Source organism: Mucilaginibacter sp., assembly GCF_028287845.1.
Taxonomy (GTDB): domain Bacteria; phylum Bacteroidota; class Bacteroidia; order Sphingobacteriales; family Sphingobacteriaceae; genus Mucilaginibacter.
Genome location: NZ_JAQBOW010000013.1, coordinates 18,404 through 27,573 on the forward strand (window position 1 = coordinate 18,404; position 9,170 = coordinate 27,573).

Consider the following 9,170-nt stretch of genomic DNA (forward strand, 5'->3'; position numbering starts at 1 on the left):
GCTCCCCCTTCAGGGGGCGGGGGTGGTGTTACCGGAAAGGCATTTGATTGGAAGCTGCTAAAGCGGGTAATGCATTATGTTAAGCCGTACAATACTACGTTTATCATATCGGCATTTTTAACCGTTTTTTTGGCGGTTAGCGCGTTGGGGCTGCCCGTTCTTATCCAAAAAACACTCGATGAGCATATCATGCTTAATGATTATAATGGCCTGCTTTTTATGGTGGAGCTGATGATAGGATTGCTTCTTATTCAAACCATTGCCCAATATTATCAAACTTATCTTACCAATGCTTTAGGACAGTCAGTAATACGCGATTTACGTATTGATATTTTTAACCATATCACCAAATTGCGCTTAAAGTATTTTGACCGTACACCTATCGGGATGCTCATTACCCGTACCGTGTCAGACCTGGAGACCATTGCCGATATATTTTCTGAAGGATTAATCTCCATCATGGGTGATATGTTACTGGTGGTTGCAATTGTAATAGCCATGTTGCTAAAAGATTGGAAATTGGCACTTATTACATTAATCCCGATGCCCTTATTGTTTGCATCAACTTATGTATTTAAAGAAGCCATTAAATCATCATTTCAGGAAGTGCGCACACAGGTAGCACAGTTAAATACCTTTTTAGCAGAGCATATTTCGGGTATCAGCATTATACAAAATTTTGCACGCGAACACCAGGAAATGCGGAAGTTTAAGGCGGTTAACCTAAAATATCGCGATGCAAATATCCGGTCTAACTGGTATTATTCTATATTTTTCCCGGTTGTAGAAATTTTGTTTGCCGTTTGTATTGGTTTGCTTGTTTGGTATGGCTGCAAAAGAATACTTACCGATCAGCAATTAACAAGGATATCTGCCACAGGTAAGCAGGTAACACCAGGGGTTATATTAGCATTTATTGTGCTATTAAACTTACTCTTCCGCCCTATACGTCAATTGGCCGATAAATTTAATACGTTGCAAATGGGCATGGTAGGCGCCGATAGGATATTTAAGGTTTTAGATACTGATGAGATAGCCGTAAACACCGGCAAATTAAAACCAAGCCGTTTAGCAGGCGAGCTTGAGTTTAAACATGTTTGGTTTGCTTATAATGATGAGAACTGGGTTTTAAGAGATATTAACTTTCACGTAAAACCGGGCGAAACATTAGCGCTGGTAGGAGCCACAGGCGCGGGCAAATCATCAACAATAAATATTCTGAACCGCTTTTATGAAATTGGCAAAGGCAGGGTTAGTGTTGATGGAAATGATATAAGGGAATATGATGTTGATTACCTGCGATCGCAAATTGCTACGGTAATACAGGATGTGTTTTTGTTTACAGATACCATTGCCAACAATATAAGCCTTAATAATGAGCTGATAACCCGCGAACAAATCATTGCCGCAGCCAAAGATGTAGGCGCGCATGAATTTATTGAACGTTTACCGGGCGGTTATGATTATAACGTAATGGAACGTGGCGCAACCCTATCGGCAGGGCAGGCCCAACTCATTTCATTTATCCGCGCGCTGGTTTATGATCCGGCTATTTTGGTGCTGGATGAGGCCACATCATCAGTTGATACCGAAACAGAAATATTGATACAAAATGCCATTAATAAGCTAATGCAGGGTCGTACGGCCATCGTTATTGCCCACCGCTTATCTACGATACAAAATGCCGATAAAATAATTGTACTCGATCACGGCGAAATAAAAGAGATTGGCACCCACCAGGAGTTGCTGCGCATTGATGATGGCTATTATCGTAAGTTGTACGATCTGCAGTTTAATTCTACCGGGATAGCGCGGTAGTCATTGGTCACTATGTCATTGGTCAATAGTTATTAGTGAATTTTAACTAATGACTATTGACCAATGACTATTTAACCGGATTAACCGGCTGCTCTTCCCGCTCATGTTTTTTAGCGATATCGCCGCCATGAGGCACATCAGCATCATACTGTTTGTCAGAGTTTCGCACCTTGCTTTTGCCGCCGTTATCATTTGGCCTGTGGGTAGGCGTATCTGCCGGTGATGGTTTGTTTGTTGAGTTTGCTGGCTTTGTCATGTTATAATAACAGTTGACTAAAAAATTTGTTTATCGTTTGAAAATCTTATTACCCCTTTAATCTTATGAATGTTAGTTAAATTCTGTTAAACGAAACTTAAAAGTCAATTAATAAAATATAAACTTTTACCTTTAGTAATGGTTTCTTAATTTCGCATAAACTAATAGTAAGCTATGGAAGAATTTGAAGCAAGCGAATCGGCACATAAAACAAAGACGATATATATATCTACTGTGTTTGGTATAGCTATGGTTTTGTTAATGATAGGTTTGCTGGGCCTTATATTAGTACATGCTAATAATCTTTCGCGCTATGTAAAGGAAAATATTGTACTAAATATTTTTGTTGACGATGCTGCTCACGAAGCTGATGTGCGTCAGTTACAAAATCAATTGGAAACCAACCCTATGGTTAAACAGGCTATTTACGTAAGTAAAGAACTGGCCGCCCGTAACCTGCAAAAGGACCTGGGCGAAGATTTTGTGAAATTTTTGGGATACAATCCATTATCACAATCATTAGACGTTTACCTGAAAGCTGATTTTGCCAACAATACAGATATTTCAAAACTTAAAGATCAATTGTTAAAAAACCCACTGGTAAAAGAGGTTAAATATCAGCAATCGCTGGTGGACCAAATGAATCAGAATTTAACTTCTATCACTTTAGTAATATTGGCTTTTACAGGCATATTTGTGGTGGTATCTGTAGCACTTATCAACAATACCATCAGGCTGGCTATTTACTCGCAACGGTTCTTAATTAAATCAATGCAGCTGGTGGGTGCTACAAAAGCATTTATTCGCAAGCCATTTTTGCTATATGGCATGTGGCACGGTTTATTAGGCGGGCTAATAGCTGTTATAATTTTGGTTGGTACCTTATACCTGGCTAATTTAGAAGTACCCGATCTGGTTATCCTGCAAAACAATGCAGAATTTGGGATCGTATTTTTATGCGTACTTGGTATTGGTATATTTATTTCGGCCTTTAGTACCTATCTTGCGGTAAATAAATTTTTACGTTTAAAAATATACGACCTTTACAGGTAAAAGGGCCTTCATTCACCAGTCAATCACTCATTCAATAATTAAAATAGATGGCAAAGACCACACAACCAGCGGCAAAAACAGCCGCTAAACCACAGGGAACTACTCCTGTAAAATTTGTATTCGAAAAAAGCAATTATACCTGGTTCATCATCAGTATTGCAGTAGTGGCATTTGGCTTTGTGCTTATGGCCGGCACTACTGATATTTACAGCACCACTAAAATTGTTATAGCACCTATAGTGGTTTTAGGCGGATTTGGAATTGGTTTTTACGCTATCCTTAAAAAGCCGGAAGCAAAATAATTTTGTATTGTAGCAGATGTAGCGCTACATACAGTACATGTTTGTTCCAATCTTTAAATCTATCCTCACCTCCATGAATATTATTCACGTTATTATACTGGCAATTATTGAAGGATTGACAGAGTTTTTACCGGTATCGTCAACCGGCCACATGGTTATTGCCAGCTCATTGATGGGCATAAGCAAGGACGAATTTGTTAAACTATTCGAGATCGTTATTCAGTTAGGTGCTATCCTTGCGGTAGTCGTGCTTTACTTTAAACGTTTTTTTCGCTCTATTGATTTCTACGTGAAATTGGTTATTGGCGTTATACCTGCGGTGATATTTGGTTTGTTGTTAAAGAAAAAGATAGATATTCTTTTAGAAAGTCCGCTAGTGGTAGCGGTAGCTTTTGTAGTGGGTGGTGTTATTTTGCTGTTTGTTGATGAATGGTTTAACAAACCTACAATTGATGACGAAAAGGAGATAAACCATGTTATGGCGCTTAAAATAGGTTTCTTTCAATGCCTGGCCATGATACCGGGTGTGTCACGTTCGGCTGCTTCAATAGTAGGGGGTATGTCGCAAAAGCTAAGCCGCAAGGCTGCTGCCGAGTTCTCTTTCTTTTTGGCAGTGCCCACCATGTTTGGCGCAACGCTTAAAGACCTTTATGATTTTTATAAGCATGGCAATATAGCAGCAGCCGATCTGCACCAGGATATAAAATTCTTACTAATAGGCAGCGTTATCGCTTTTATTGTAGCGCTATTGGCCATAAAATCATTTATCACTTTTTTAGAGCAAAAAGGCTTTAGGCTATTTGGTTTTTACCGCATTTTGGCAGGTATAGTAATTATTGTATTGTACTATACAGGCAATGCTTTGCATACAGTTTAATACTTTAATATATAAAGCCTGTGGCTTGTAACAAATATGTTAAATAGTGTTAATAGTACAATAAGGTACAATTATTAATTCGGCACGGCGTTTGTATATTGTTATTCAATAAAATGAATTAACGTAATGTGTTGTTTTGATGAATGTTTCAAAATAGCACGTCTCTTCATATAATTGGTTTATAATTGGTTAGTTAGAGCTCCTGCCCATCAGGAGCTCTACTTGTTTACCCCTACTACTCCCCTGAAGGGGAATAAATAGCAAATAGGTTAATTCAGCGCTTTTATATTCTTAACAATCCTATTCTTTTCACCTTTGCTTTTAGCCAGCTTTAAAGCAGCCTGTAAATGCGCTAAAGCCTTTTCATTATCAATAGCAGTATATAACCATCCCAGCAAAGAATGATATAAATGACTATCGGTTAACTGTATTAATTTCTCGGCTTCAATTATGGCTTTTTCTTTACCATCGGCTTTGGCCAGAGCATAAGTTCGATTTAGAGCTGCCATAGGCGAATATTCCAGCATGAGCAATTTATTATAGAGCTGTAAAACATTTTCCCACTTTTCGGGCGTATCTTCCTTAATAGTGTGCCAATAGGCAATAGCGGCTTCCAGGTGATAGCGTGTTAACTGGTCGCCATGAGCCGCCTTTATCAAATAATTTTTCCCCCTTGATATCAATTCCTCGTTCCACAAGCTGCTGTCTTGCTCATCATAGATAATCATTTCGCCGTTTTTATCTATCCTGGCTTCAAATCGCGAGGCGTGAAAACACATAAGTGACGACAAAGCATTTACGGCTGGCAGATCGGTTGGTTTATTTTCTATCAACAAATAAGTTAGGCGCATGGCCTCCAGGCAAAGATCTTTGCGCAGGTTAGTATTGCCGCTGATGGAGTAATAGCCTTCGTTAAATAAAAGGTATAAAGTAAGCAGTACTGTTTCTAACCGTTGATTTATTTGATCGGCGCCGGGGAATTCAATTTGTACATTATTTCCCCGCAATTTTTCTTTTGCGCGAAACAGGCGCTTGTTAATAGTTTCTTTATTGGTTAAAAAGGCATCGGCAATTTCGTCAATACTAAAACCGCAAAGAATGCGCAGTGCCAAACCTATTTGCGCTTCAGCCGGAATGATTGGCTGACAGATAGCAAACATCATTTGGAGCTGGCTGTCATTTATATTTTTTTCGGATAGGTCTATCTCAATTTCTTCTGCTGTAGAATTTTCGGCTTTGAGGTTTGCAGTAATTTTTTTTGTGAAAATTGCATTGCGTTTTAAATGGTCCTTAGCTTTATTTTTAGCTACAGTATAAAGCCATGCGGTTGGGTTTTCGGGTAGCTTGTTTTGCCCCCATGTGTCAGATGCCAACAGGAACGTATCGCTTACAATATCCTCGGCTATTTGGATATGCTCAAAACCAAACAGCCTTGCCAGCACAGCTGTAAGTTTACGATACTCTGTGCGGAACAAATTAGATAAAAGTAGTTCTTCCTTCATAAAAACAAAAGCCCCTCACATTAATGAGGGGCTTAATTTTACTACATAGGTATAAGCTGTCTTACTTCTACATTGCCGCCAACAGTTAGTATCGGGCAGCCTTTTGATATTTCCGCAGCTTCATCTAATGAGGCAGCTTTAATAACAATGTATCCGCCAATTAACTCTTTAACTTCCACATAAGCACCGTTGGTGACTACGTTATTTGGTTTTACTACCTTGCCATCGCTGTTTAAGCGGCTACCTGGATTAGCCAGTTTGTTCTGAGCGGCTAAACCGCCCATCCAATCTTGCCATGGTTTTGAAATTTCTTGCAACTGCTCTGGAGTTAATTGAGTGTCGAAAGCGGCTTCACGCCTGAAAATCAATAAGAATTCGTTCATTTTAGTTGAGTTTTAATGATTTAAAAACTAATGACGATCCGGTATTTAAAAATTGGACAAGCCACTGCGTTTTTTTATTACGCTATTACTCAATGAAGATAACTAAAAATGTCATTTCGACGAGGAAGACTTCTCCTTATGGTCGAAATGCATGGATGTTTATTGTAATTACTTCTCCAAATAATTCTTTAAGCTGGTGCCAGTAATATAGGTCCATCCACGGGCAAAGCTTTCTTTTGCAAATGAAGTGTTATCGGCCGGGAAGCTTTCTAAGCCCGTATGTGTTAGTTTAAGCCGGGTTTGCCCGCCTTCTGCAAAAAGCTCAAAAGTTACCAGCGAATTGCCCTGAAAATCAAGATATCGCCAACTATAAGCCAACTTTTTGCCGGTAATAACTTCTTTTACTACACACTCATGCACAAACTTCACGCCTTTATCCTCGCCGGTAAAATAGAAGGTAAACCCTACTTCCGGTTTAAAGTCATCAACGTCAAAGTACCACTCCTTCATTTTATTTTTATCGGTCAACGCGCTCCAGACCGCGTTAACGGGGGCATTATAGGTTTGTTCGATTACAAATGGTTCTGCGTTCATAACATATGTTTTACGGTAATAGTAAATTTACTCTTTTTCCAGGAAATTTTTGAGCTTACCGGTAAGATAGGTCCAACCACCAACAAATTTTTCGCGCGCAAACATTGGGCTTCCATTAAGCATGTTTTCTAAATTGCTATGGGTTAACACCAGTTTGGTTCCTTCTCCTTCTGCAAAAAGCTCGTAAGTTACCAGTGAATCGCCGGGATAACCGGAATATATAAACGAATAGGCCAGTTTTTTGCCGGCGATTACCTCTTTGACCACACATTCATGCACAACCACGGTTCCCCCGTCATTGCCTGAAAAGCTAAAGGAAAAGCCCACTTCGGGTTTAAAATCTTCCAGTTTAAAAAACCACTCATTTATTTGAGCAATGTCAGTTAGTGCCCGCCATACGGTATCTACTGATACATTATAGGTGCGTTCAATTACAATTTGTTCTGTGTCCATAGTAATTTGAGTTAATAATGATTATTTCTTTTTAGTTTGCTGTTGTTCTTTTTCCAAAAAAGCGCCTAACGCATCCAGTTTTTCGGTCCAGAATTTTTGGTATTTGGCTGTCCAGTCGGCTACCTGTTTTAATTTCCCAAAGTCGGCATGGCAATAACGTTCGCGGCCCTGTTGTGTAATAGTAACCAGGCCGCATTCGGTCAATATCTTTATATGTTTGGATATGGCGGGCCGGCTGATATTAAACTCGTCTGCCACACTATTCAGGTTTAGCGACTGGTGTGCCAGCATCCCTATAATTTCTCTGCGGGTTGGGTCGGCAATGGCCTGAAATACGTCTCTTCTCATTATTTGTTTTAAATAAGTAACCGTTCGGTTACAAATATATAAGTAACCATTCGGTTACGCAAATTTATTTTCAAAAAAATAGCGATGGGGTTTTAAAATCCATCGCTTTAAGGCGTTTCTAAAAGTGCAAAGGTTAGTTTAACAGCTTATCTATTTTATGTTCAGTTAGTGGGTCGTGCGGGCGTAGGCCATTTCCATTTTCGGTGATATCGCCGTTTTTATTTATCATCATATAATATGGGATGCCCGCTATGTTAAAGCCCTGCCTAAGGCTTCCGCTTTGTTTCCGATCACAAAAATACTGACTGCCTGTTAGCTTAAGGTCGGCCAAATTCAGTTTCCAGGTATCCTTTGGCGAATCAATGCAAACAAATACAAATGCTACCTCTTTTCCTTTATACTTTTCCATCAGTTTTTCAGAATAAGGAAGTTCGGCTTTGCATGGCCCGCACCAGGTTGCCCAAAAATCTATATAAATTACCTTTCCCTTGTTTTGGGCCTTTATAGAATCCAGGATGTTTGCTCCGGATGTGCCATAGGCGTTTTTTAATATCGCATCAGAAGCAATTTTTGGGTTTGCTAAATTCTTTTTAACTGTAGCATAATATTTTAGCAGGGGTTGTTTAATAAATGCGGCCTGTATGTCTGAGTCAAATTTATTTCTGTATTTATCAAAATACTCGGCATTATTTACATTTAATGTCATATAAAACGGATAAGCCGTAAGCATTTGCTGTATAAGCGGGTTTTTGTAAGATTTGTTAATAAATACATCTTTAGCAGGCGTAATGCCTTTAAAATTGCGCGACAACAGGCTGATTAACTGGTAGCTGTCTGTATTAAATAAAGAGGCATTATAAATATCATTTAAATCATCATCCAGAATTGGGTGTTCTTTTAGTTTTGCAGGAGCCTCACCGGGATTCTTCATGATTTTCATGTAATGATAGACATCATAGAAATTTATAAGCATCCCATAATAACGGATATTCACATAGTTTTTGGTCCATTTTTTCACTTCATCATTAGGCTGGTATTGATCAATGAATTCTGCGCGTTTTTTTAACATTGCCACCCTCATGTTTTCACACACAGCTCTATAGTTTGCGGTATCTAACGACCTGAAATACAGGCTTTCATTATCATCTCTATCAAAAACTGAATAATTCTCGCTGATATAATGATACATGTCGGTATTGGTTTTTTCAGCATCGCCAGAAAATGTAATATCATTCACCGATTGAAAATCGATATGAATGTTATCACCCGGATGGGCAATAAAAGACGGTATAAGTGGGGTTATCTTTACATCCTGCGCTATGTATTGATCAAAGTAAATTTTAAACGTTCCGTCTTTATTGATAATGCCTTTATAGGTGGTGGGTTTTCCGCCAAAATCCATAACTTCTAAACTCAACTCTTTTAACTTTGGATAAAGTTGTGGATTGGCTATTTTTCCCTCAATAACGGTTCTTTTTGCGGTTGTTCTTCCGTTGCGGTTGCATGATGTAATGGCTAATGCTGCAGCCAGCATAACACATCCAATAAATAGGTTTTTCATTTTTTTAGATCAGGTTAGGTGAA

The 9,170-nt window shown here is 38.8% G+C and carries 11 protein-coding genes; 4 read left to right on the forward strand and 7 right to left on the reverse strand.

Annotated elements, in window-relative coordinates; translation table 11 throughout:
• The first annotated feature begins 69 nt into the window (after nt 1–69).
• Nucleotides 70–1,818: an ABC transporter ATP-binding protein gene (locus JWP71_RS01425; RefSeq protein ID WP_299496289.1), complete on the forward strand. Its 1,749-nt coding sequence runs from the start codon at nt 70–72 to the stop codon at nt 1,816–1,818.
• Between the two features lie 67 nt (nt 1,819–1,885).
• Here JWP71_RS01425 and JWP71_RS01430 read toward each other — a convergent pair whose 3' ends face one another.
• A complete protein-coding gene (locus JWP71_RS01430) occupies nt 1,886–2,074 on the reverse strand; it encodes a hypothetical protein (RefSeq protein WP_299496269.1) in 189 nt (62 codons plus the stop codon).
• Between the two features lie 174 nt (nt 2,075–2,248).
• On the opposite strand from JWP71_RS01430, the gene JWP71_RS01435 reads away from it, so the two are divergent.
• The 3 genes from JWP71_RS01435 to JWP71_RS01445 all read left to right on the forward strand — a co-directional run bounded on the left by JWP71_RS01435 (nt 2,249) and on the right by JWP71_RS01445 (nt 4,306).
• The gene (locus tag JWP71_RS01435) at nt 2,249–3,127 is read left to right on the forward strand and encodes a permease-like cell division protein FtsX (RefSeq protein WP_299496271.1); all 879 of its coding nucleotides are present in this window, start codon (nt 2,249–2,251) and stop codon (nt 3,125–3,127) included.
• 47 nt (nt 3,128–3,174) lie between these two features.
• Nucleotides 3,175–3,429, forward strand: coding sequence for a DUF3098 domain-containing protein (locus tag JWP71_RS01440; RefSeq protein ID WP_299496273.1), 255 nt, complete (start codon nt 3,175–3,177; stop codon nt 3,427–3,429).
• A 73-nt stretch (nt 3,430–3,502) separates the two neighbouring features.
• The gene (locus JWP71_RS01445; RefSeq protein WP_299496275.1) at nt 3,503–4,306 is read left to right on the forward strand and encodes an undecaprenyl-diphosphate phosphatase; all 804 of its coding nucleotides are present in this window, start codon (nt 3,503–3,505) and stop codon (nt 4,304–4,306) included.
• Nucleotides 4,307–4,575: 269 nt separating this feature from the next.
• On the opposite strand, the gene JWP71_RS01450 is transcribed toward JWP71_RS01445, so the two are convergent.
• From JWP71_RS01450 to JWP71_RS01475, 6 genes are all read right to left on the reverse strand, one after another.
• Complete coding sequence (locus tag JWP71_RS01450; RefSeq protein WP_299496277.1) at nt 4,576–5,808, reverse strand: sigma-70 family RNA polymerase sigma factor; 1,233 nt, start codon at nt 5,806–5,808, stop codon at nt 4,576–4,578.
• A gap of 41 nt (nt 5,809–5,849) precedes the next feature.
• Nucleotides 5,850–6,191, reverse strand: coding sequence for a YciI family protein (locus JWP71_RS01455; protein WP_299496279.1), 342 nt, complete (start codon nt 6,189–6,191; stop codon nt 5,850–5,852).
• 168 nt (nt 6,192–6,359) lie between these two features.
• A complete protein-coding gene (locus JWP71_RS01460; protein ID WP_299496281.1) occupies nt 6,360–6,785 on the reverse strand; it encodes an SRPBCC domain-containing protein in 426 nt (141 codons plus the stop codon).
• Between the two features lie 27 nt (nt 6,786–6,812).
• Nucleotides 6,813–7,238, reverse strand: a complete 426-nt coding sequence (locus JWP71_RS01465) for an SRPBCC domain-containing protein (protein WP_299496283.1) — start codon at nt 7,236–7,238, stop codon at nt 6,813–6,815.
• Between the two features lie 21 nt (nt 7,239–7,259).
• Entirely contained in the window at nt 7,260–7,586 is a 327-nt protein-coding gene (locus JWP71_RS01470; RefSeq protein ID WP_299496285.1) for a metalloregulator ArsR/SmtB family transcription factor, read from the reverse strand.
• 133 nt (nt 7,587–7,719) lie between these two features.
• Nucleotides 7,720–9,147: a redoxin family protein gene (locus tag JWP71_RS01475; RefSeq protein WP_299496287.1), complete on the reverse strand. Its 1,428-nt coding sequence runs from the start codon at nt 9,145–9,147 to the stop codon at nt 7,720–7,722.
• Nucleotides 9,148–9,170: the final 23 nt, after the last annotated feature.

Excerpts from the sequence above, each read along its gene's own strand:
- JWP71_RS01470 (WP_299496285.1), bottom strand. The coding sequence starts at position 7,586 with ATGAGAAGAGACGTATTTCAGGCCATTGCCGACCCAACCCGCAGAGAA.
- JWP71_RS01455 (WP_299496279.1), bottom strand. The coding sequence starts at position 6,191 with ATGAACGAATTCTTATTGATTTTCAGGCGTGAAGCCGCTTTCGACACT.
- JWP71_RS01475 (WP_299496287.1), bottom strand. The coding sequence starts at position 9,147 with ATGAAAAACCTATTTATTGGATGTGTTATGCTGGCTGCAGCATTAGCC.
- JWP71_RS01435 (WP_299496271.1), top strand. The coding sequence starts at position 2,249 with ATGGAAGAATTTGAAGCAAGCGAATCGGCACATAAAACAAAGACGATA.
- JWP71_RS01430 (WP_299496269.1), bottom strand. The coding sequence starts at position 2,074 with ATGACAAAGCCAGCAAACTCAACAAACAAACCATCACCGGCAGATACG.
- JWP71_RS01440 (WP_299496273.1), top strand. The coding sequence starts at position 3,175 with ATGGCAAAGACCACACAACCAGCGGCAAAAACAGCCGCTAAACCACAG.
- JWP71_RS01425 (WP_299496289.1), top strand. The coding sequence starts at position 70 with ATGCATTATGTTAAGCCGTACAATACTACGTTTATCATATCGGCATTT.
- JWP71_RS01445 (WP_299496275.1), top strand. The coding sequence starts at position 3,503 with ATGAATATTATTCACGTTATTATACTGGCAATTATTGAAGGATTGACA.
- JWP71_RS01450 (WP_299496277.1), bottom strand. The coding sequence starts at position 5,808 with ATGAAGGAAGAACTACTTTTATCTAATTTGTTCCGCACAGAGTATCGT.
- JWP71_RS01465 (WP_299496283.1), bottom strand. The coding sequence starts at position 7,238 with ATGGACACAGAACAAATTGTAATTGAACGCACCTATAATGTATCAGTA.
- JWP71_RS01460 (WP_299496281.1), bottom strand. The coding sequence starts at position 6,785 with ATGAACGCAGAACCATTTGTAATCGAACAAACCTATAATGCCCCCGTT.